Annotated in this window: 15 protein-coding genes; 12 read left to right on the top strand and 3 right to left on the bottom strand. The window is 58.7% G+C overall.

The window, feature by feature from the left end:
• Positions 1-282 precede the first annotated feature (282 nt).
• On the bottom strand, positions 283-6417 hold the full coding sequence (locus IE166_RS16890) for a putative Ig domain-containing protein (protein ID WP_189506262.1): 6135 nt from the start codon (positions 6415-6417) through the stop codon (positions 283-285).
• Positions 6418-7269: 852 nt separating this feature from the next.
• On the opposite strand from IE166_RS16890, the gene IE166_RS16885 reads away from it, so the two are divergent.
• Both IE166_RS16885 and IE166_RS16880 read left to right on the top strand, forming a co-directional pair.
• A complete protein-coding gene (locus IE166_RS16885) occupies positions 7270-7917 on the top strand; it encodes a response regulator (RefSeq protein ID WP_189506260.1) in 648 nt (215 codons plus the stop codon).
• A gap of 3 nt (positions 7918-7920) precedes the next feature.
• Positions 7921-9246: a sensor histidine kinase gene (locus tag IE166_RS16880; RefSeq protein ID WP_189506258.1), complete on the top strand. Its 1326-nt coding sequence runs from the start codon at positions 7921-7923 to the stop codon at positions 9244-9246.
• A gap of 98 nt (positions 9247-9344) precedes the next feature.
• Here the strand turns inward: IE166_RS16880 and IE166_RS16875 are convergent, their stop codons facing one another.
• Complete coding sequence (locus IE166_RS16875) at positions 9345-9716, bottom strand: VOC family protein (protein WP_189506256.1); 372 nt, start codon at positions 9714-9716, stop codon at positions 9345-9347.
• A 553-nt stretch (positions 9717-10269) separates the two neighbouring features.
• Here IE166_RS16875 and IE166_RS16870 point away from each other — a divergent pair.
• The 7 genes from IE166_RS16870 to IE166_RS16840 all read left to right on the top strand — a co-directional run bounded on the left by IE166_RS16870 (position 10270) and on the right by IE166_RS16840 (position 16487).
• On the top strand, positions 10270-11034 hold the full coding sequence (locus IE166_RS16870; RefSeq protein ID WP_189506502.1) for an amino acid ABC transporter ATP-binding protein: 765 nt from the start codon (positions 10270-10272) through the stop codon (positions 11032-11034).
• Positions 11031-11675 (top strand): amino acid ABC transporter permease, encoded by a 645-nt coding sequence (locus IE166_RS16865; protein ID WP_189506254.1) that lies wholly within the window; start codon positions 11031-11033, stop codon positions 11673-11675. Before IE166_RS16870 ends, IE166_RS16865 begins: the two co-directional genes overlap by 4 nt.
• A complete protein-coding gene (locus IE166_RS16860; protein ID WP_189506252.1) occupies positions 11675-12337 on the top strand; it encodes an amino acid ABC transporter permease in 663 nt (220 codons plus the stop codon). Before IE166_RS16865 ends, IE166_RS16860 begins: the two co-directional genes overlap by 1 nt.
• A gap of 24 nt (positions 12338-12361) precedes the next feature.
• Positions 12362-13204, top strand: a complete 843-nt coding sequence (locus tag IE166_RS16855; protein WP_189506250.1) for an ABC transporter substrate-binding protein — start codon at positions 12362-12364, stop codon at positions 13202-13204.
• A gap of 65 nt (positions 13205-13269) precedes the next feature.
• Positions 13270-14004, top strand: a complete 735-nt coding sequence (locus IE166_RS16850) for an aspartate/glutamate racemase family protein (RefSeq protein WP_189506248.1) — start codon at positions 13270-13272, stop codon at positions 14002-14004.
• A 26-nt stretch (positions 14005-14030) separates the two neighbouring features.
• Positions 14031-15152, top strand: a complete 1122-nt coding sequence (locus tag IE166_RS16845; protein WP_189506246.1) for an aldo/keto reductase — start codon at positions 14031-14033, stop codon at positions 15150-15152.
• 51 nt (positions 15153-15203) lie between these two features.
• On the top strand, positions 15204-16487 hold the full coding sequence (locus tag IE166_RS16840) for an NAD(P)/FAD-dependent oxidoreductase (RefSeq protein ID WP_189506244.1): 1284 nt from the start codon (positions 15204-15206) through the stop codon (positions 16485-16487).
• Here the strand turns inward: IE166_RS16840 and IE166_RS16835 are convergent.
• Positions 16484-17413 (bottom strand): LysR substrate-binding domain-containing protein, encoded by a 930-nt coding sequence (locus IE166_RS16835; RefSeq protein ID WP_189506243.1) that lies wholly within the window; start codon positions 17411-17413, stop codon positions 16484-16486. The two genes, IE166_RS16840 and IE166_RS16835, sit on opposite strands and share 4 nt — an antisense overlap.
• A gap of 93 nt (positions 17414-17506) precedes the next feature.
• Here IE166_RS16835 and IE166_RS16830 point away from each other — a divergent pair, with 93 nt between their 5' ends.
• The 3 genes from IE166_RS16830 to IE166_RS16820 are packed head-to-tail and all read left to right on the top strand — an operon-like array spanning position 17507 to position 21686.
• On the top strand, positions 17507-19948 hold the full coding sequence (locus tag IE166_RS16830) for a GcvT family protein (RefSeq protein ID WP_189506241.1): 2442 nt from the start codon (positions 17507-17509) through the stop codon (positions 19946-19948).
• A 38-nt stretch (positions 19949-19986) separates the two neighbouring features.
• Entirely contained in the window at positions 19987-20733 is a 747-nt protein-coding gene (locus IE166_RS16825; RefSeq protein WP_189506239.1) for an electron transfer flavoprotein subunit beta/FixA family protein, read from the top strand.
• Between the two features lie 23 nt (positions 20734-20756).
• Positions 20757-21686: an electron transfer flavoprotein subunit alpha/FixB family protein gene (locus tag IE166_RS16820; RefSeq protein ID WP_189506237.1), complete on the top strand. Its 930-nt coding sequence runs from the start codon at positions 20757-20759 to the stop codon at positions 21684-21686.
• Positions 21687-21749: the final 63 nt, after the last annotated feature.

The raw sequence follows: 21749 nt of genomic DNA, 5'->3' as shown, positions 1-21749 counted from the left end.
TTGGTCGACGATAGATGACCGACGGCATCCTACGTTCAACGCGTTCCAACTTGCCGGATGTCGACTATGTTTACTTGCCACAGATAACGCGTTCCCAAGCCGGGTCTGGCCCTTAGCAGATCGTCCGCTTCCGTGCAGGGAGGGCAATAAGCTGCCATTTCAAAAACGACGCGCTCGCTGTCATGGAAGTCGAACCTTGGATTCTCGCTCAAGGTGTCCATACTCATAAAGGTCTTGGATAAGCTAAATCGGCCGAACCTGTAACCTTGCCTCTTTCATAGGTCAGAACCGCTTCGACACCTTTGCTTCGATCCTATGGTCCTGCGCATTGCCGTTGGTGCCGAACTCAGTCTTGTAGGTGAGCCCCAATGCCCATCCGGTAGCAAACTGTGCATCTATGCCCAGGACAAGCGTGATGTTGTCCTTGCTGAAAACGTCCGCGTCCAGCGAGTAAGGTAGGTTGTCGCCAAGATCGGCATAGCCAAGACCAACGCGGCTGGAGCCGTCGAAATCGTGTGAGTACTCGATCCGGCCCTTTGGCGTCAGCGTGCCCCATAGTCGGTTGATATCTTTCTCCAGCCTCAAACCAATCAGCGCGGAGGACGTGGTGACCTGCTGTTCGCCGAAGCGAAGATTGAAGATGCCGGCTCCGTTCTCGCTATAAGCATCCAGGTTGGATCTGGAGCCTTCGTAGCCTGCGTAAGGCGCCACCAGCCAGCCGTTCTGCTTATGCTCATAGGCGACCGTCAGCGATCCGAACACCTGATTGCCCGAGCGCTCGCCTTGCGCCCGCAGATCCTGGTCGGTCACGGCTCGCCGCGTATCGAAGTTCAGGTCGCTGTAGCCGAGCACGCCATCGACGTAGATGTTGGCCACGGGCGAGTAGCTGCCATAAACAGCGCCGCTATAGGCGCGGGCGCTTGCTTGCGACCCTCTGTCGCCGATCTCGCTCTTGTCGCGGCCGACGCCAAAGCCGACGCCGCCAACGAACTGCGAGGAGAAGCGGTAATCCACGCCAGCGCTGATGCCGACCAGCGTTTGATCGAGCTCGATACCGTCATTGTCGCGAGAGCCGAAGTTGACGAAACCGCCGGTCCACAGCGCGGCATTGCCGAAGCGGCGACGCGCTTCCGCTTCAGACGGCAAGACAATCGGCTTACTGTCGTTGGCATAGCCCAGCACGGCAAGCGTCGCGGGATCAGTGCCGCGACGGGCTTCTTCTTCCGCGTAAGACGACAGTGGGCGGTCGTCTTCGCTTCGGCCGCCGCCCAGCGTGATACCGAACGATCCCTGCAGCCGTGTTTCCTCGTCATGGGTCTGCTCGAGACGATCCCGGAAGTTCCTGATCTGCGCACGCGCCATACGCTGGGTGGATTCAACCTGTGCGCTGACCAAGCCGATGACTTCGGCATCTTTTGACGGATTAGGACGAGCTGTCACCATGAAGGTCACGGATGCAGGCGCAGAGGTCGCGAACTGATTTGACAGAGTATAGGTAGCCACAGTCTGACCCGATGCATCGGCGCCTGCGGCAAACACAAGATCATAGTCCGAACCAGAACGCACGATCCGCGACGTTCCCAAAGACGGATCGGATACACTAACCAGCGTTGCGTTTGTAAATGGCCCTCCTCGCGCACCGTCTGTCAGCCGGACGGTGGATGTGGTGCCGGCAAGCAGGGCTGCCGACTGGTTCTGCGCAACAGGGATCTCGCCATCTACCGTCAGCGAGAGATCTACGGTTGCGGCAAAGCCGTTGGCGTCGGTTGCTTCGATCGTGAAGGCGAAGCTTCCTCCCGTTTGCGGCGTGCCGGAAAGGCGACCGCCGGTGTCGAATACCAGGCCAGTCGGCAGTTCCCCGCCCGACACGGCAAAGCTGTAGGGCGCAGCCCCGCCTGAGGCTGCAAACGTTATCGCATAGGCGTTGCCAGCCGTGGCGTTGGACAGCGAGGCCGGCGTGACCGCAACCTGTGGCGCATCAACCCGGAGGGTGTAAGCCTGCGACGCCGTGAAGTTGCCGTGGTCAGTGGCCGTCACAGTGAAGGCAAAGCTGCCTGACACTGTAGGCGTGCCGGACAGGACGCCGTTGGCGGCGAGAGCCAGCCCCTGCGGCAGGGTTCCTGCCGTCACAGTGAAGCTGTAGGGCGCCAACCCACCCGATGCCGATATCGTCTGTGCATAAGCTGCACTGCCGGTCGCCGAGGGGAGAGAACCTGGAGCCAGGATGATGGCGGGCGCGGAAACGTCGAGCGTGAAGGCCTGCGACCCGGCAAATCCATTCGCGTCCGTTGCCGAGACTGTCAGAACAAAGCTGCCTGCTTCGGTCGGCGCGCCCCTGAGCGTGCCATCAGACGCAAGCGTCACCCCTGCCGGAAGCGAGCCTGAAGCCAGGGCGAAAGTGTAAGGTGCAGCTCCTCCGGATGCAGAGAGCGTCTGGCTGAACTGCGCGGCAACAACAGCGTCCGGTAAGTTTGAAGGCGCCAACGCGATGCCCGGCGCCGCAACGGTTACGGTGTAGGCCTGGAAGCCGGTAAAGGTCCCGCTGTCCGTCGCCGTCACCGTGAAGTTGAAGCCGCCTGCTGCCGTGGGCACCCCAGAGAGCGTGCCGTCAGGCGCAAGCGCAAGGCCTGTCGGCAGGGCACCGGACGTCACCTTGAAGCTGTAATTGCCTAATCCGCCTGACGCGGTGATCGTCTCGCGGTAGAGTGCGCTGCCGGTCACTGCGGGCAGCGAACCTGGTGCCAGCACGATGGTGGGTGCAGACACGTCGAGCGTGTAAGCCTGCGTCCCGGCAAACCCATTCACGTCGAGGGCTCGGATGGTAAGAGAGAATGCTCCGGCATCGGTTGGTGTGCCTGTAAGAAAACCGTCGGATTCAAGTGTCAGTCCTTCAGGTAGCGCACCTGCGGAGATTGCGAATGTGTAGGGTGCAGTTCCCCCTGTGGCCTCTAGGGGTTCATTGTATGCGCTGGCCACCACCGCCGCAGGAAGGGTCCGCGGAATGACGGTGATACCCGGTGCCTCAATGTCGACAGTATAAAGCTGAGACCCAGTGAACGTCTCGTCGTCCGTTGCCGTCACCGTGAAGGTAAACGAGCCTGCACTCGTTGGAACACCGGAAAGTTTACCGTCCGTACCCAAGGCCAAGCCAGGCGGAACGTTTCCATCAACGGCAAAGGTGTAGGGCGAAAAGCCCCCTGAGGCGGTAAGGATCGTCAAATAAGCAGTGCCGCCGCTTCCCTTGGGCAGGGTGGACGGGTTCAAAGCGATGGTTGGGGGTGCCACTGCGAGGGTATAGTTTTGCAAGGCCTGGAAGCCGTAACCATCTGTGGCGGTCACGGTGATTAGAAAGGCCCCTTCCTCTGTTGGTATGCCTGACAGCCTGTCCTTCGAAAAAGCGAGCCCCGTTGGCAAGGTGCCGGACAGCGTGAAGGCGTAGGGCTCGGTTCCACCTGACGCTGTGAAGACCTGACTGAATTCGCTAGCAGCTTTTGCATCCGCCAGAGCTTGCGGAAACAGGCCGATGCCCGGTGCATCAATCACAAGCACATAGTCTTGTACGATCCTGTAAGGACCAGCACCGGAACTATCGTCCGTCACAGTGACGGCGAATGAGAATGTTCCGCTTTCGATCGGGGTGCCTGACAGCGTGCCATCAACGTCAAGTGCGAGACCCCGCGGCAGGCCTGTACCTGCACTGAAGGTATATGGCTTGGTGCCGCCGCTTGCGGTTAGCTGCTGGCTGTAGGCGTTGCCCCCCAAGCCATTTGGAAGGCTCGTAGGTGAGATCGAGAGCGTCGCACCCCCGACGACCAAGCTATACTCTTGCGTTCCGGAAAACGGCGCCCCGCGCCCGGTCGAGCTGTCCGTTGCAGTAATGGAGAAGGATGCCAGGCCGCCTTGCGTCGGTGTTCCCGAGAGAGCACCTTCGGCCGACAGAGAAATGCCGAGCGGCAAAGAACCGTTCGTGACCCTAAAGCTGTAAGGGGGCAGGCCACCATTAGCAGACAGCGGTTCCTCGAAGGGCAAACCTATCTTGGCGCCCGATAGCGTGGTTGGTGACAGCACAATGGTCGGCGCGTTCACTGTGACATCATAGGTCCTCGGATCTGAGGTGTTGCCGTCGGCATCGATCGCTGTAATTGCGAAACGAAAGAAGCCGGCTTTCGAAGGTGTTCCCGCGAGCGCGTCCTCATTAAGCTTGATGCCGTCCGGCAACTGTCCGTCCGAGATTGCGTATGCATAAGGGGAGGTTCCTCCAGTGGCAGAAAATACCTGCGAGAAGTTGGCTCCAACGGTCATCTTGGGAAGGTAAAGAGGATCTAACTGGATTCTGGGCGACCGCACGGTGATGGTCAACGTCTCTTCAAAGGAGTACGGCCCCGAGCCGGTGGAACTGTCCGTCACCCGGTATTTTAACGGGTATTCTCCCGATTTTCGCTGGGTACCGGACAATGTGCCGTCTGGTGACAATGTGAAGCCTGCCCACTCGCCAAGGGGTGCGAAACTGTAGGGGAGGGTGCCCTGATTGGCGTACAATTGTTCGCTCAGTTGTGCTCCCGCGTCGATCGAAAGGATCGTCGGAGCGACAGAGAGGGTAGGCGGCGCGATCACCAACTTGATTGGCTTGGTCGCAGTTAAAGGCGCTGGACTCCGCGTGCCGTCTGTTACCATGAGCGTGAGATCATAGGTGCCGCCGCCTGTCGGAATGCCGCTTATGTTCAAACCAGACGAGGTTAACCCTGTTGGCAGTGCCCCTGACGAGACCGAGATTTTGTAAGGTCTGGTGCCACCCGTTGCCTCCAGTGCAAGGTTAAAAGGGCGCCCGACCATTCCTGATCCATCCCCAGTCAGTAATTGCAGATCAGGCTTTGACACCGTTAGCGTATAATCCGCACTCGCGGGCAAGGGGCCTTCGTCGGACGCGCTTCTTTCCGTGACTGTGACCGTGAACTTGAAGTCTCCGTATTCGGTAGGGCTGCCTTCTATCGAGCCGGTTTGGCTAAGCATCAACCCGGCAGGGAGTGCTCCGCTGGATATGGTAAAGATGTAATCGCCCGAACCGCCGATCGCGGTAATATCCTCCGCGTAGGGAGATCCCGACGCTGCATCTTTTAACGCGCCACTTGAAGGCGAGATCGTCAACTTCGGGGCGACGCGTTCGACGTTGATGGTGTAGCCACTGCCGGCGCCGGTTGAGGTTATCACCCAGACAATGATTTGCGTTTGCCCCAGCTTAAGCGAGATCGGCTGAGAGGATGCTCCGGACTCAACGAGTACGTCGTTGATCCTGATAGTGTCTGTAGGATCCGTCGTGGTTGCTGTGATGGAAGTCGACGTCACACCCTCATCGGCATTGGCATCGTACCAGCGGCGACCAGGCTGGAAAGAGGTACTCAGCGAGACGCCTGACAATTCAAGTGTGTCAAGCGTGGCTTTAGATCCACTACGACGCGTGACCTGGATCTTATAGGTCTTTGTCGTGATGCCGTTTTGTGCGGTGACGACAACAGGAAACACATTCGAGCCGGTTGACAAGGGAACGGTGACACTGCCGCCCAAGACAAAGGTTTGACCGTAAATCGATACCGTGGCCTCGTCATCTTCAGCTGCGGCGCTGATCGTGACGTTGTCGACATCTGCATCAAAAGTAGCTGAGTAGGTTAGATGATCTGATGAAAAAACATCTGGTTCTAGGACTTTATCAATAATCTCTAGAGAAATAAGATCTGCATTTTGTCGAAGCGGTGCGCGCTCAATCGTGATCTGATAGAAATTGTATGAAGAATTTTGACCCTTGACGGTCACACCGACTGCACGGCCCGAACCTGCAGGAACTTCGATCGGCTTGCTTTCGGCTCCGCTAGCAAGACTTTCCCCACCAACCAATATTGAAGTCGTACCTGAGGTTCCAAAAGGCCGCAGCGTGACTTGGCTCACGTCTGCTGGCAGATTCAGTTTATAGACGGTGACATCCGGAGAAAAGGCGGGATCAAGCGTCCCGGCGCTAAACGACAATCTTGAAAGGCTGACGGAAGATGCAGCTTCGCTGCACGTTGTCGTGACCTTATATTGTCCTGGATCGCTAGAAGTGGATACCGTAGTTAAAGTAAAATCGAAGTATTTGCTGTAAGGTATTGTCCAATCGAATTTACTGATAAAGCCAAAAGGCCCCGACCCTCCATCAACCGATATTTCCGTCCGATTAAAACCCACGGACTCGTTCGTGATATGCAAGACCTCGCCACCAAGAAAATCTCCTGAGTAGCGGATCGCTTTCGATGTTCCTGTTAACGCACCGTTTTGCACGGCCTGGCAGCCAGCAGAAAGTGCATTCGCCGAAGTTACGAGTGTCGACAGCAAAGCCACTGAAAGAAGAACCTTAGCAAACGCCCGAATGGCGTCGCGTACAGTCACTTTGAGTGTCTGCCTGCAAGTGACCAATTTGTTTCCGCATGCTGGAGCGTTGGACCCAGATCCACTGTGTTGCTGTTGCATGCTGTCCCCGCCTGATCGGCCTGTTCGTTCCGCCGACGAGATGGGGCTAAATGCTGCCAAGCATGTTCCCATTGATCGGCAAACGGCGGGAATAGGTTTGAGATGGCGATCTGTCTGTCGGCTATATACCTACAAGCCAAGTTTTGACTTCAACTCCATGCGTGACCTCCATTCCGACCTTCGCAGATCAACTTTCTGAGTTGCGGTCGCGAGGCTGCAACCTTTCTTGACGCGACCTGATGACTGACAGGCGCAGGCTGAGATCACGGGAAACATGTAAGCTTGTAGGTTAGCAACCGACAGATGGGCTTTGATCAGTGGTGTATGGCTCGATTTTACGCTTGCCTGCACCCTGCCTCCTTCAACGTCATCAATCCCGACGAAGGGGGCAGCATGATCTGGATGAATCAGAATGCTTCCAATCCGCATCCGCCTGCCGGGCGGAACGTTGAAAATCAAAGAGTGCAGGCACTTGAGGCGTCTTGAACTGGAAGGGCTCGTGCCCTTGTGGCGTATTGGCCGGACCTACTTCGTGTGGCACCGCACCAGGAAGTCTGACCGTCCTGCTGCACGTCGTTGATCCAAGGCGAATGCTATACAACTGCTTCTTCAAAGGACGGTCCCCCTACAGGTTGATCATGGCCGCAGGCATATGCATTGTCCCGCGTAACGGGCTGCAACGATCTTTCAGCTAAGAATTGGCGGACTAATTACATTACAGGTCACAAGCAGAATGACTGATCATCATCTTTGGTCCAGGCTTCGATTGTGATGCGCGCACGTGTCCTCATCATCGACGACCATCCAGTGGTCCTTTATGGCCTGCGCTTTTTGTTCTCGCGCGATCCCCGGTTTGAAGTCTGTGGCGAGGCGGGAGACAGCGTCGCGGCGCGCAGCCAGACACTAGCACTTCAACCAGACTTCATTATTTGCGACTTGGTGCTTGGCGGACGCGATGGAATGGAAATGGTTCAGGATCTTTGCCGTATCGCAGCGAAGACTCGCATCCTAGTCTACTCCAGCCATAGCGAGTGGACGTTTGCCCGCCGGGCTCTGCAAGCCGGTGCCAAAGGCTATGTAGCCAAATCTGAGGGCTTGGAACGAGTGGCGACAGCCCTTGGGATGATTGCGCGAAACCAGATCTATGTGAGTGAAGACGTTAGGTCCCGCCTGACTGAGCGAGGCGAGAGTGAGGCATCTATGTCGGTAAAGCCGAACATCGATGCGCTTTCAAATCGTGAATTGCAGATCCTCCGCCTGGTTGGAAACGGAACTTCCAGCCGAGAGATTGCGGACGCCCTAGGATTGTCAATCAAGACCGTGGCCACCTACTGCGAGCGTCTGAAGGTCAAGTTCAAGCTAGGCGCGATGCGCGATCTTCAAGCTCTTGCTCGCGAGCATGTTGAGGGCAACAGCTAAGCGATGAAAGTGACCGTCACCGATTGGCGCCGCCTGCTCGATCCAGCCGGCGGTGATCTTCTTGATCATCCGCATCGCAGACTTCGTCTGAACTTGCGCCGCATGGAAGCCGTTGGCCTACTGGCAATCCTGGTTGCCGCTGTTGAAGCATCGTTCAGCCGGTACAGAGGCATTCCTGAGATGGCATGGTTATGCCTAGCACTCGCAGCAATCGCGTTAGGCTTCATCCTGTATGCCCGCCATGTTCAACGAAACGGCAGCCAGCATTCCAAACGATTGCCGGACATTTTCATCCTTTTCGTATTGCTGGCATCACAAAGTCTCGGGTACTTCATTTCCATGACAGGTCGGTTGGCTTCCGGTTACGGCCTTACAGCCATGGCTTGCGCCGTATTCTTCCTGATACCACCTCGCCGCTTTCTAGCGCTTTGTCTTAGTACCCTTGCTGTCTATGTCACCTGGATGTTGCTCACACATTTGAGCCCGTTCGACAAAATCAATGGCATATTCAATACGATACTCGCCGTCTCTTTCGCGACCATGGGGCGTTGGGGCCTGAACCACCTAGAACAAACGGACGAGCGGCAAAAGCGCCAGATCGCAGAACAGAACGCAACACTTAAGAAGGTCAACGCGCGTTTGCATGCGAGCAACATTGAGCTCAATTCCCTGATGGCCGTTGCTGCGCATGATCTGCGTAGTCCATTGTACGGCCTAGGCAATTTGCTGGATCTTGCCTCAACGCGCCCACCCCATACAAAAGCAGGATGGCAAGGCATCTTGCGTGAAGCAAGAAACAGCATCGCCGGCATGCAGGCATTAATTGGCCGAATACTTGAAGCGCACGAAGCTGAGACCAAGCAGTTTGGAAAGCTCCAGCGCAGCGATCTCGGTCAGTCGCTTCGCTCGGCCGCCGCACGCGCTCGATCTATCGCCGAACACAGCGGTATAACAATCATCTTGGCTCTCCAACCGCCAGCAGCAGAAGCGTTCGTGGAAAAGGACGACCTTGCCCAGATACTCGACAACCTCCTTTCCAACGCCATACGGTTTTCTCCGCTCTCTTCAATTGTGGAACTAAGAGCGAGCGGAGGCTCTTCGCCCTTCATTGAAGTTTGCGACAGGGGCATTGGGATCCCTGTTGAGCAACGTGCGCAGTTGTTCGGTAAGTTTCAGCGCGGAACGAATACCCCGCTCAACGGCACGAGAGGGTCTGGCCTAGGGCTGTACATCGTCAAGACCTTGGCCAACGGTATGGATGCAGAAGCAAGCTACCGTCCTAGAGAGGGAGGTGGATCAGTGTTCCGTATCACTTTTCGGCGAACGTAAGTCGCCGCTTTTTTCACGAATTTCCACTTCAACCGCATTCGGTTGACAGCATGCTGTGACGAAGGCTCTCTCAAAAATTCCTTCGTTAAGGTTCAGACTCAATCGACTACAGCGTTGTGACCGTGGCTGAGGACGTTGATAAGGCGTCCGAACGGGTCGCGGACATAGAAGCGCCTTACGCCCCAGGGCTCATCGGTCGGACCATACTCAACTTCAAGCCCAGCTGTTTCGGCACGCTGCTGGACTTCTTCAAAGTTATCGACTTCGACAGATAGATCGGGAACAGCTGTTCCAGAACCTCCTTCGCTGGCAAAGCTAACCTGCGGCCTGCCATCTATTGCCGGCGCAGCAAACGTGATCATCCAGCCATGATCCATGACAGCTTCAAGGCCCAATATGTCACAATAGAATGACCGAGCAGCATCAGGATAGGGCGTAGCGATATTGGCGATAATCCGTTTGACGGCCATGGTTCTCTCCTCGGTTGAAGAAGCATAATGTTTTCAAAGCCAGAACGCGACCGCGGCCATGAGGCCCACGGCTGAGAGGAAGTTGCGAGCGAGCTAGTCCTAGCGAGTGGCAGTCCGGTCCAACTCCTTGGGGCGGCAGATCATGGCGTTGACCTGCCAACCTGGCAATCGCGCGGGTTGAACGCTTCAAGGATCGGAACGAGGCTCTCGTTCTTGGTAATTGTTGGCGATGACATTGCGAGCCAGTTCCAGCGTAACCGCACCCGCAATCTTGAAAATGGTGCTTCACCCATAACTTCAGGTTAGGTCGGGATCGATCTTTTATGCCCTGCTCCGTCTAGGCATTGGCGTTTAGTCTGGCTCAAGACGTGGGAACAAAGACATTCCAGGGCTGCGAGGCTCATGGAATGCAAGCTCAAAAAGCCATGTGTGCGTCATGCTTCGGATAGGCAGGGTGCCTGCCCGGCGGAGGAGATTGTAGATGGATGGCGCAGTGCTGTACCTTGCGGATCCCCCGCAGTCATCGCAGGATCGTAGCAACGGCGGCATCATGATGGAGCAGGGAAGCAACGGGACGGTCATCCGGCTTCGTGCATTAAGCAAGCATTTCGGGGCACACACCGTTCTCGATGCGATCGACCTAGATGTTAGGCCAGGCGAAGTGCTTGCCATCATCGGGCCGAGCGGTTCCGGCAAGAGCACGCTGCTTCGCTGCATCAATTACCTGGAGCGGCCAGACGGGGGGACGATCACCATTGGCCCCACTACGATCGACGCATCGATGCCAGTCGAAAGGGCTGAACTTTCCAAGCTCAGGCGTCGGGTGGGCATGGTATTTCAGTCCTTCAATCTCTTCCCGCACATGACTGTCTTGCGAAATGTCAGCATTGCCCAGGAACGCGTACTTGGCCGGAGCCGTGCAGAGGCGGAAGAGCGTGCGATGCAGCTTCTCAGCCGTGTCGGCTTGGCCGATAAAGCCGGCCAGCATCCCGGCCGCTGTTCAGGTGGGCAGCAGCAACGCATAGCGATCGCAAGAGCGCTCGCGCTCGACCCGGAAGTCATGCTCTTTGATGAACCCACATCGGCTCTGGACCCTGAGCTCGGTCTTGAGGTGCTTGCCGTCATGCGCGAGCTCGCCGACAGCGGCATGACGATGATCGTCGTGACGCATGAGATGGGTTTCGCGGAAAACGTATCCGACACGGTGATGATGATGGCCGATGGCGACATTGTCGAAAAAGGCTCGTCGAACCAGGTCATGCGCCAGCCCCAGCAAGAGAGGACAAAGCGTTTCCTGCGTGCGGTGCATGATCGATGAGCCAAGCGGATATATTCGTCATTCTGCGTGGCCTGCCTTGGACAGTCGCCCTGACGCTCGGCGCATTCCTGATAGGCTCCATCGTTGCAGTGCCGCTGCTCGCGGCTCGGGAAAGCCAGTTCCTGCCGCTGCGCCTTTTTGCCATGTCACTGATCCAGGTCGTGCGCGGTATCCCGCCCCTGCTATGGCTGTTCATCATCTTCTTTGGCCTGGGGATGAGTTACTTCCCGATCAGCCCCTTTGTCGCGGCCTTGACGGGGCTGGGCTTGATTGCTGCGGCCAATATGGCGGAAATCTATAGAGGGGCGCTGAAATCGATACACCACGGGCAGTGGGAAGCAGCCAACGCTCTTGATCTAGGCCGCCTAAGCACGGTCGCTTTCATCATCGCGCCGCAGGCGCTCCGCGTTGCTCTCCCGTCCGCAGCGAGCTACTTGATCGGCCTCATGAAGGAGACGGCCGTCGCGTCTACGATCGGCGTGGCGGAACTCGCGTTCCAGGGCAACCGCTTATCCCAGCTGACCTTCCAGGGTTTAGAAGTTTTTGCCGTTGTCGGCCTGCTTTACGTTGTCCTTAGCTTGCCAGTTGCGTGGCTGTCGCGATCTGCAGACGCCTATCTCCGATCGAAGGTGGCAGCCTGATGCTCCCAGCTTACGAAGAACTCGTTGCTTGGCTGCCCGAGCTTCTTGCGGGACTGACGATCAGCCTGCAGGTTGCCGCACTAAGCCTGCTGTTCGGCATGCCGCTCGGCTTGCTCCTCGCGCTCGGGGTCATAGCGCGAAGCAGGATACTCAAGACGGTCTCGCTGGTGCTAGTCGAAATTGGCCGCGGCGCCCCTGCACTCGTGCTGCTGCAGTTCATCTATTTTGGCTTGCCGGCCACGGGGTTGACGCTCGGCTCGTTCACGGCAGCCGTGGTGGCGCTTGCCTGGAACACGGGCGCTTACACGAGCGAGATTATCCGCGCGAGCCTCCAGTCAATACCACGCGGCCAACGGGATGCCGCCGAGGCGATCGGCCTCACTGGGGTTGACGAACTGCGCTACGTTCTCCTGCCGCAGGCACTCCGGGTCGCTTTGCCGCCTCTTCTGGGCTTTTCTATTCTGATCTTCCAGGGCACGTCGCTCTGCTTCACCATCGCACTGCCGGAACTGGTCAGCCGCGCCTATGAAATCGGCTCGGGCACGTTCCGCTACTTCCCTGTCCTTCTTGCGGCGGGGTGCCTCTACGCTGCTGTTTCGGTCCCGGCAGCCATCCTCGTCGGGCACGTGGAGAAGCGTGCAGGCCGTTACGCTGAACGTTGAATAACCTTTGAAAGGAGATCTGCCATGAACTCTTCTATGTCGAAGACCTCGCTTCTTCTTGCCGCAGCAGCCGGGGCGATGCTGCTTTCTGCCCAGTTTGCTGCGGCGCAGGACTGCAAGCCCGCGCATCAATTCAGCACGATTGAGTCTGGAACCCTGACTGTTGCAGTGACCACCTATGCGCCTCATTCCTTTCTTGACGAGGCCGGGGCGATGAAGGGCATCGATGGCGACATTGCCGCGGAATTCGCGAAACGCGAATGCCTGACCGTAAAGGCGGTCGCCGTCGATCCTGCAGCAGCCATCCAGTATGTCCTATCTGGTCAGGCTGACATCACCACAGGTGATTGGTACCGTACCGCAGAACGCGCCAAGGCCATGAACCTTTCAGCGCCGCTTTACGTCGACCAGATGGGCATCTATTCGAAGGACGGTCTTTCGAAGGTTTCTGACCTCGAAGGCAAGTCGGTCGGGACCGTGCAGGGCTACCTGTGGGTGGCCGACCTTAAGGCGCTTCTCGGTTCCTCGCTCAAGCTGTATCCGAACTCCGTCAACATGCAGCAGGACCTGTTCTCTGGCCGTATCGACGTGGCAGTCGATGGTTACTCTACGGGGGTCGTTGCCGAGCAGAAGGGTGCCTTGAAGGGTTATCAGGTCAAGGCCGCGGAACCCGATGATCGCGTGAAGGCTACTAAGGAAGCAGCCCAGGCCGCGTTCCCATATGCGCTCAAAGCCACAGAGCTGGGAGCGGCGCTGGATGCCCAGGTCAAGGCAATGCATGAGGATGGCACTATCGTGAAAATCCTTAAGTCCTATGGGCTGGATGGCACGGCTGGCGACACAGGCGAAGCACGCCTGCTTCAATAGAGACTTCGTGGGAGGCAGCCAGCCTCTCCTTTCTTCAACCAGAGCATGCTGCCGGAGATATCGGGATGGCTGTTTATTCGGTCTTGCGCAAGACGCAGTCTTGGTATGGCGAGTCCATCGGCATCCTGATCCTGGATGCCGCATACCCCTGCGTTCCTGGAAACGTCGGGAACGCGACGACCTATGACTTCCCGGTACGCTTTCAGGAAGTACGCGGTGCCTCGATCGACCGGCTCCTCAATCAACGCGACCCCGCGCTCCGCGAAGTGTTCATCGAAGCGGCTTTGGAGCTGCAGGACCGGGGTGTAAAAGCGATCACCGGCGCATGCGGTTTCATGGCCTATTTCCAGGAGGAAGTGGCCGCAGCCGTCGAAATCCCCGTCTTCCTGTCAAGCCTGATCCAGATACCCTTCATGCATGCCGTCACTGGCGGGACCGTTGGCATCATCACTGCTAACGCATCTCGCCTGACGCCGAGGCACTTCGAGGCCAGCAACGTACCGGCGCATATCCCCTTGGCGATCGCGGGCATGGAAGGCCAGACGGAGTTCCGCGAAGCGATCCTCGAGGAGAAAGGCACGCTCGACAGTGGGCGGATAGAGCAGGAGGTCACCGCCGTGGCGCGCCAGCTGGTGGAGGAGAGCCCTGATGTTCGCTCGATCTTGCTGGAGTGCAGCGATCTACCGCCTTACGCGCATGCCATCCAGACTGCGACGGGCAAGCCGGTTTTCGACTTCGTCACGATGATCAACTACGTGCAGCAGAGCGTGGCGCGCCGCCGCTATGATGGCCGGATGTAACGCAGGTCGACCGGGACAGCTTGGCGATGGCGATTGATCACTACTATCACCTGGGGCGCTCAGGCCTGCGTGTAAGCAGGCTGGCCCTTGGCACGATGACTTTCGGGAACAAAGGCATCAGGGGGATCAAGGGCGCCTGGGGATCTGACGAACAAACAGCACGATCCATTTTCCAGCGTTACGTACAGGCCGGCGGCAACTTCATTGACACTGCGGATTCCTATGGAGAAGGCCTGAGCGAAAGCCTGCTCGGCCAGTTTGTGGCCGAAGCCGGGCTTCGGGACCAGGTTGTAATATCCACCAAGTTCTCGAACAGCCTTCAGCCCGGGAACCCGAATGCTGGCGGCAATGGCCGCAAGTCAATGATGCGCGCCGTGGATGCTTCGCTGCGCCGGTTGAGGACAGACTACATCGACCTTTACCTGCTGCACACCTGGGACCGGGTCACGCCGGCCGAAGAGGTCATTCGGGGCTTTGACGATCTCGTACGCGCTGGCAAGATCCGGTACTGGGGGTTATCCGATGTACCCGGCAGGGCGCAGACATGGGCAGAACTTCACGGTCTGTCGCAGCCGGCCTGTCTCCAGCTTCCTTACTCGCTGGTTGAACGCAGCATCGAGCAGGAGTTCGTGCCGCTGGCTCATGCGTTAGGGCTCGGCATAACAGCGTGGAGCCCTCTGGCGATGGGCTTACTGTCAGGAAAGTATCAGGGGCGAGACCCTGGCGAAGGCCGTTTGGCGCTCGATCAATCCGGAAGCGGCCTGGGCCTCTTTACTGACCGCAACCAGCGCATCCTTGGGATCCTTCATGACGCTTCCGCGACGCTTGGCAGAAGCATGGCGCAGATCGCGTTGAACTGGGCCGTGTCTCAGCCATCGATTGCCAGCGCAATTGTGGGTGCCCGGAGCGTCGAGCAGTTAAACGTCAATATGGCCGCACTCGCGTTCAGCCTTCCCGACGACGTACTGTTAGACTTGGCTGAGGCCAGCCGTATCGAGCTTGCACATCCCTATACGCTGTTCGCAGATGACTATCAGGCCGGCGTCTTGAATGCTGGTGTAACGGTAGGTGACAAGCCTGATGGTTATGCAACCCGCACCTTCTTACCGAAGGTCACTGACTATGCTTTCGGCCGGTCAAGAATGTAGCCGCAATGGAAGCCGGCCCGGACCAGTTCGAGTGTCCCGCGAGGAAAAGACATGCTGAATGATCGACGTTCCCATGGATTGTGGGAAGAAACGGCGCCGCCGGCCCCGGGCTCGGAGCCGTTGCTGAAGGATGCGGCGGCTGATGTCGTTGTTGTCGGCGCAGGCTATACTGGGCTGTCGGCTGCACTCCATCTCGCGGAGGCAGGACGAAGTGTAGTCGTTCTGGAAGCGAACGAGGTAGGCTTTGGCGGCGCTGGCCGGAATGTCGGCCTGATCAATGCGGGCATGTGGGTCATGCCTGACGACCTCCCTGCCGAGCTTGGCGAAGTGCATGGCGAGCGGCTGCTGCAGTTGTTGGGCAACGGTCCCAAGGCGGTGATGCAACTGATCGACAAGCATGGCATCGACTGTGAGCTTGAGCGCAACGGCACTCTGCACTGTGCAGCTGGGACAGAGGGGCTGCGCGAACTTAGGCAACGCGCTGAGCAGTGGCAGCGTCGGGGCGCACCCGTCGAACTCCTCGACGCAGCACAAACTGCAAAGCATGTCGGCAGCCGTGCCTATAGCGGTTCGCTGTTGGACCGTCGCGCAGGAACGCTGCAGCCGCTAGCCTACGTGCGCGGCCTCGCTCATGCCGCCGTACGGGCGGGTGTCGTCCTCCACACAGGCAGCCCTGTTGTCGCAGCCGAGCGTGCAGACAACGGCTGGAAGGTTTCGGCGAACGGCGCCAGCGTGACTGCCAGCTGGATTGTCGTCGCGACGGATGCATACAGTACCGGTCCTTGGGAAACCGTCCGCAGCGAGCAGGTGCATCTTCCCTATTTCAACCTCGCGACCCAGCCGCTCGACGCGTCCTTGCTGGCTTCGATCCTGCCAGGGCGCGAAGGCGTGTGGGACACGAAGGAAATCCTTTCCTCTTTCCGCTTGGACAAAGCCGGGAGGCTGGTGTTTGGCAGCGTTGGCGCACTGCGCAATTCAGGCACGTCCATTCACAAGGGCTGGGCTCGCCGCTCCCTAAGGCGCCTGTTCCCGCAACTTGGAGAGCTTGCGTTCGAGCATGAGTGGCATGGCCGCATCGGCATGACGGTCAATGCCTTGCCCCGCTTTCATCGCTTTGCGACCAACGTTGTCGGGTTCTCGGGCTATAATGGCCGCGGCATCGCGCCGGGCACGGTGTTCGGGCGGGTTCTGGCTCGCCATATCCTCGGCGAATTGAGCGAAGAAGACCTTCCGTTGCCCCTGACGGAACCGCAGAAGGCGCCATACCGCAGAATGAAGGAGGCCTACTACGAAGCCGGTGCGCAGGCAGCCCACGTTGTTGGCGAACGGTTTTAGCCCCGTGTACTTTTTCCCATTTCGGCAACCTGTTCCAGCAGCCAGTCCCGGAACAGCTCTGCCCCGCGCTTCGGCCACCGCTGAGCCGGCATGATCAGGTATATTGACTGACCTGATCGATAGCTGGTTGTCAAAGGAGATAACAGCCTGCCTGCTTTGAGGTGGTCGTGCACCAAGTGGCGCCATCCGAGTGCGACCCCTTGGCCGAGTACCGCAGCCTCAATAGAGCCGAGCGCATCGGTGAAGACGAACTCCTGGCGGAGTTTCGGAACCGGTACGCCGTTGCGCTCAAGCCATTCGCGCCAGACCATTCGGGTGCGGTGACGCTCCTCGAAGTTAAGGAGTTCATGGTTCAGCAGGTCGGCAGGTTCGCGGATTGGGCCATGTTCGCGGAGGTAGTCCGCGCTGCAGACGGCGATGACCTCTTCGCTTGCCAAAGACCATACATTCACACCAGGCCAGTTTCCAAGTCCAAGGCGCGCTGAAAGGTCGATGTCCTCCTCGACCAGATCTTGATCGTCGCGGCTGCTTTCCTCGATCCGCAGCGAAACGTCAGGGTGACGCGCCTTGAAGCCCTTGAGGCGCGGAAGAAGCCACAGCTGCACGAACGAAGCCGAGAACGATACGCGGACAATGTCGGTCGAATGTTTCTTCTGGAGAGTCGAAATGACCATGTGAAGGTGATCGAAGGCTTCCTGCGTCTCCTTGTAGAGACGCTTCCCTTCGGCAGTCAGCTCCAGCCTCGTATGGTCACGCCTGAACAGCCGCAGACCTGTCGCTTCCTCCAGAAGCCTGATCGTCTTGCTCACGGCAGGCTGGCTGACATTCAGCTCCTGTGCCGCACCGGTGAAGCTCTTCCGCCGGGCCGCAGCCTCGAACACGAAAAGATAGTTGGCGGAGGGGATAAGGGAGCGAAGGCGATGCATAACGTGAGGTTATGAAGCTTAGCACTGCTTTGCAAGCTTACACTCGCACTTGCCCCCCGTAGATTGCCATCAACCTACAAAAAGGACTGATGGATGCAAACTCATGCTCGCGCTGTGGTAATCGGCGGTGGATGTGTCGGGGCGGCTATTCTTTATGGCTTGGCCAAGCGCGGCTGGACAGACGTGGCGCTATTAGAGCGTACCCAGCTCACAGCTGGCTCGACCTGGCATGCTGCAGGCCTCATCCCCTCCTATGCACGCAACATCAACATCGGACGGATGATCGCCAAGACGATCGAAATCTACGAAGGCCTCGAGGCCGAAACCGGGCAGCATGTCGGCTGGCACAAATGCGGGCAGCTGCGTATCGCGAACACGCGAGACCGGCTGGACGAGTACAAGAGCTATATGAGCGTCGCCGCCGCACAAGGGATCCGGGCGGAACTTGTCACCCCCGACGAAGCGCGCGCATTGTGGCCATTGCTTGAAAACAACAACGACATTCTTGCCGCCCTCTACCACCCCGACGATGGCCATATCGCCCCGGCTGACGTGACCCAGGCTATGGCGAAAGGCGCGCGGGACCTAGGCGCGAAAATCTACCTCAACACGGAGGTCAGGGGCTTCGAACGCCTGCCCAACGGGGAATGGAAGATCAAGACCAGCAATGGGGACATCGTCTGCGAGCACGTCATCTCGGCGACAGGCAATTATGCCCGCCAAACCGGCGCTATGCTCGGCCTTGATATCCCCGCCATTCCGATCCTGCACCAGTATTGGATCACCGATGCTGTCCCGGAAGTTGTCGAACGCAAGCGGGCGGGACTGCCGGAGATGCCGATCCTGCGCGACGAGGCTTTCGAGGGTTACCTGCGCGAGGAAGGCGACGGGCTGATGTTCGGCCCGTACGAGCGGACCGAGCATCTCAAGCTGTTTGCTGAGAACGGCGTGCCGGAGTGGTTTGGCGCAGATCTGGTCGAAGAAGATTTTGATGCCGTTTCCTGGAACTGGGAAAAGGCAATGGAACTGGTCCCAGCCCTTGGACGCGCGGGCATCAAGGCCAACGTGCGCGGTCCCTTCCAGATGACAGCCGACGAGCTGCCGCTGGTAGGAGCGGCATGGGGGCTCGAGAACGTCTGGCTTGCGGAGGGCGTTCCCGGCGGCATCCTCTGGGGAGGGGCGATCGGCTACTACCTATCCGAACGCATCGTAGAGGGTTCCAACAGCATCGACACGTCCAGTCTCGATCCACGCCGCTTCGGTGACTATGCCAACAAGAACTGGACCCGTGAAAAGGTGCGCGAAGCCTGGGGCACCCATGCCGAGCAGCACTATCCCGGCCAGGACATGCCCGCCGCGCGGCCGCAAAAGACGGCACCGTCCTATGACCGCCTGACGCAGCTTGGCGCCGTGTGGGGCGTGCTGAACGGCTGGGAGATGCCCAACTGGTTTGCGACCGGCGGCATCGAGGCCAAGAACCAGTATAGCTGGAGGTGGACCGAGAAGGGCAGGATCATTGGCGAAGAGGTGCATGCGGTGCGCAATGCAGTCGGCCTCGTCGAAATGACGCCCATGACGAAGTTCGAGGTGAGCGGCCCAGGTGCTGAAGCCTGGCTCGACGGAATCCTGGCGAACCGCCTGCCGAAGGTGGGCCGCGTCAATCTGAGCCATCAACTAACGCCGCGAGGAGGCGTTCAGGCCGAGTATGTCGTTTCGCGACTGGAGGATGGTAGCTTCTACCTCATCTCGACGCCAAGCGCCGAGCGCTGGAATTTCGATGACCTGTCCAGGCTGCTTCCAAAGGACGGCAGCGTCCAACTGCGCAACGCGACGAATGAACGTGGCTGCTTCACCGTGGTTGGGCCCAAGGCCCGCGACGTTCTGCAATCCCTGACGGAAATTGATCTTTCCAACGAGGCATTTCCGTGGTTTGGCGTCCGTTCAGGCACGGTTGCCCTTGCAACAGACGTCCGCCTGCTTCGCGTCAACTATGAAGGCGAACTGGGCTGGGAACTCTATCACCCATTGGCCTACCAGCGGCATCTTCTGGAAGCGATCCTGGCTGCCGGCGAGCCCCATGGCCTGCGTCTGATCGGCTTGCATGCACTGGAATCGCTGCGGCTGGAAAAATCCTACCGCGCAATGTACCGCGACATGAACCCTGAGCTGTCTGCATGGGAAAGCAGCCTTGACCGCTTTATCCGGCTGGACAAGGGTGACTTCATCGGTCGCGATGCCCTGGTCAAGGTAAAGGAAGAAGGGGTATTTCGCAGGACGTTTACGATCGCGATCGAAACGGACGATGCGAGCGCGCTTGCTTTTGAGAGCGTCTACCATGATGGCAAGCTCGTTGGGCGAATAACCTCAGGAGGGTACGCCTATACGCTCGGTCACGACGTCGCGTTTGCGCTCCTGCCTGTCGAACTAGGCACTCCGGGCACGGAGCTTGAGGTGCCTGTCCTTGGGGAGATGCGAAAGGCACGTGTCATTACAGAGTCTCCTTACGACCCAGATGCCCTGCGCGCCCGGATGTAGGCCTAGGCCGCGTCGATCATGATCGAGAGGAAGAAGCCATGAGGATAGTCGTCCCGGTTAAGCGGGTTGTCGATTACAACGTCAAGATCCGCGTCAAGTCTGACGGATCGGGCGTCGAACTCGCCAATGTCAAAATGTCGATGAACCCGTTCGACGAGATCGCGGTTGAAGAAGCGATCCGTCTGAAGGAAGCCGGCAAGGCCGAAGAGATCATCGTCGTTTCGGTTGGTCCGCAGCAGGCGCAGGAAACCCTGCGCACGGCGCTCGCCATGGGCGCCGATCGTGCCATCCTGATCAAGGTGGAAGAAGCCGCCGAGCCGCTGACCGTCGCCAAGCTCTTGAAGGGCGTCGTCGATGCCGAACAGCCCGGCCTCGTGATCCTCGGCAAGCAGGCGATCGACGACGACGCCAACCAGACCGGTCAGATGCTGTCCGCACTGCTTGGCTGGAGCCAGGGAACCTTCGCATCCAAGCTCGAGATCGAAGGCGAAAGCGCCAAGGTCACGCGCGAAGTGGATGGCGGTCTGCAGGTCATCACCGTCAAGCTGCCGGCAATCATCACTACGGACCTGCGCTTGAACCAGCCGCGTTACGCCTCGCTGCCCAACATCATGAAGGCCAAGAAGAAGCCGCTCGACGAAAAGTCGGCCGCCGATCTCGGCGTCGAAGTCAAGCAGCGCCTCACCGTTCTGAAGACCGAAGAGCCGGGCGGCCGCAAGGCCGGCGTCAAGGTCAAGGACGTGGCGGAACTGGTTTCGTCGCTTAAGTCGGCCGGCGTGCTCTGAGTTCGGAAGAAAGGAAAGTTATCATGGCTATTCTCCTCATCGCCGAACATGACAATGCTTCGCTGTCCGACCAGACCGCCAAGGCGCTGACTGCCGCCACCCAGATCGGCTCGGACGTCGACGTGCTGGTGGCCGGCAAGGGCGCGCAGGGCGTTGCCGATGCCGCCGCCAAGCTCCAGGGCGTGCGCAAGGTTCTCCTCGCCGAAGGTGACGACCTGGAACAGCGTCTGGCCGAGCCGCTCGCCGCTCTGGTGGTTTCGCTTGCCGACACCTACGACACGATCGTCGCGCCTGCGACCTCGACCGGCAAGAACGTGCTGCCGCGCGTGGCTGCCTTGCTCGACGTGATGCAGATCTCCGAGATCATCGAAGTCGTCTCCGCCGACACGTTCAAGCGTCCGATCTATGCCGGCAACGCGATCCAGACCGTACAATCGACCGATCCGAAGAAGGTCATCACGGTTCGCACCGCCTCCTTCGCGGCGGCCGGCGAGGGCGGTTCGGCGTCCGTCGAAAATGCATCGGCTGCCGCCAATCCCGGCCTCTCCACCTTCGTGGAAAACCGCCTGTCGGAAAGCGATCGCCCGGAGCTCACTTCGGCCAAGATCATCATCTCGGGTGGTCGTGCGCTTGGCTCGTCCGAGAAGTTCGAGGAAGTCATCCTGCCTGTCGCCGACAAGCTTGGTGCCGCCATCGGCGCTTCCCGCGCGGCCGTTGATGCCGGCTATGCCCCGAATGACTGGCAGGTCGGCCAGACCGGCAAGGTCGTGGCGCCCGAGCTTTACATCGCCTGCGGCATTTCCGGTGCAATCCAGCATCTTGCCGGCATGAAGGACTCGAAGGTCATCGTCGCCATCAACAAGGACGAGGAAGCGCCGATCTTCCAGGTCGCCGATTACGGCCTGGTCGGCGATCTCTTCACGATCCTGCCGGAACTTGAAAAGGCACTTTGACCTGCCTCAACGAAACTTTGCTCCTCGCCAAGTCCAATCTGTATCTCGTTGTGCCTGAGATGA

Source organism: Tianweitania populi, assembly GCF_014652875.1.
Lineage (GTDB): Bacteria > Pseudomonadota > Alphaproteobacteria > Rhizobiales > Rhizobiaceae > Tianweitania > Tianweitania populi.
This window is presented reverse-complemented; position numbering and strand designations above follow the sequence as displayed.

Coding starts and splice junctions, on each gene's coding strand:
- IE166_RS16885 (WP_189506260.1), top strand. CDS start 7,270: ATGCGCGCACGTGTCCTCATCATCGACGACCATCCAGTGGTCCTTTAT.
- IE166_RS16880 (WP_189506258.1), top strand. CDS start 7,921: ATGAAAGTGACCGTCACCGATTGGCGCCGCCTGCTCGATCCAGCCGGC.
- IE166_RS16875 (WP_189506256.1), bottom strand. CDS start 9,716: ATGGCCGTCAAACGGATTATCGCCAATATCGCTACGCCCTATCCTGAT.
- IE166_RS16870 (WP_189506502.1), top strand. CDS start 10,270: ATGGAGCAGGGAAGCAACGGGACGGTCATCCGGCTTCGTGCATTAAGC.
- IE166_RS16865 (WP_189506254.1), top strand. CDS start 11,031: ATGAGCCAAGCGGATATATTCGTCATTCTGCGTGGCCTGCCTTGGACA.
- IE166_RS16860 (WP_189506252.1), top strand. CDS start 11,675: ATGCTCCCAGCTTACGAAGAACTCGTTGCTTGGCTGCCCGAGCTTCTT.
- IE166_RS16855 (WP_189506250.1), top strand. CDS start 12,362: ATGAACTCTTCTATGTCGAAGACCTCGCTTCTTCTTGCCGCAGCAGCC.
- IE166_RS16850 (WP_189506248.1), top strand. CDS start 13,270: ATGGCTGTTTATTCGGTCTTGCGCAAGACGCAGTCTTGGTATGGCGAG.
- IE166_RS16845 (WP_189506246.1), top strand. CDS start 14,031: ATGGCGATTGATCACTACTATCACCTGGGGCGCTCAGGCCTGCGTGTA.
- IE166_RS16840 (WP_189506244.1), top strand. CDS start 15,204: ATGCTGAATGATCGACGTTCCCATGGATTGTGGGAAGAAACGGCGCCG.
- IE166_RS16835 (WP_189506243.1), bottom strand. CDS start 17,413: ATGCATCGCCTTCGCTCCCTTATCCCCTCCGCCAACTATCTTTTCGTG.
- IE166_RS16830 (WP_189506241.1), top strand. CDS start 17,507: ATGCAAACTCATGCTCGCGCTGTGGTAATCGGCGGTGGATGTGTCGGG.
- IE166_RS16825 (WP_189506239.1), top strand. CDS start 19,987: ATGAGGATAGTCGTCCCGGTTAAGCGGGTTGTCGATTACAACGTCAAG.
- IE166_RS16820 (WP_189506237.1), top strand. CDS start 20,757: ATGGCTATTCTCCTCATCGCCGAACATGACAATGCTTCGCTGTCCGAC.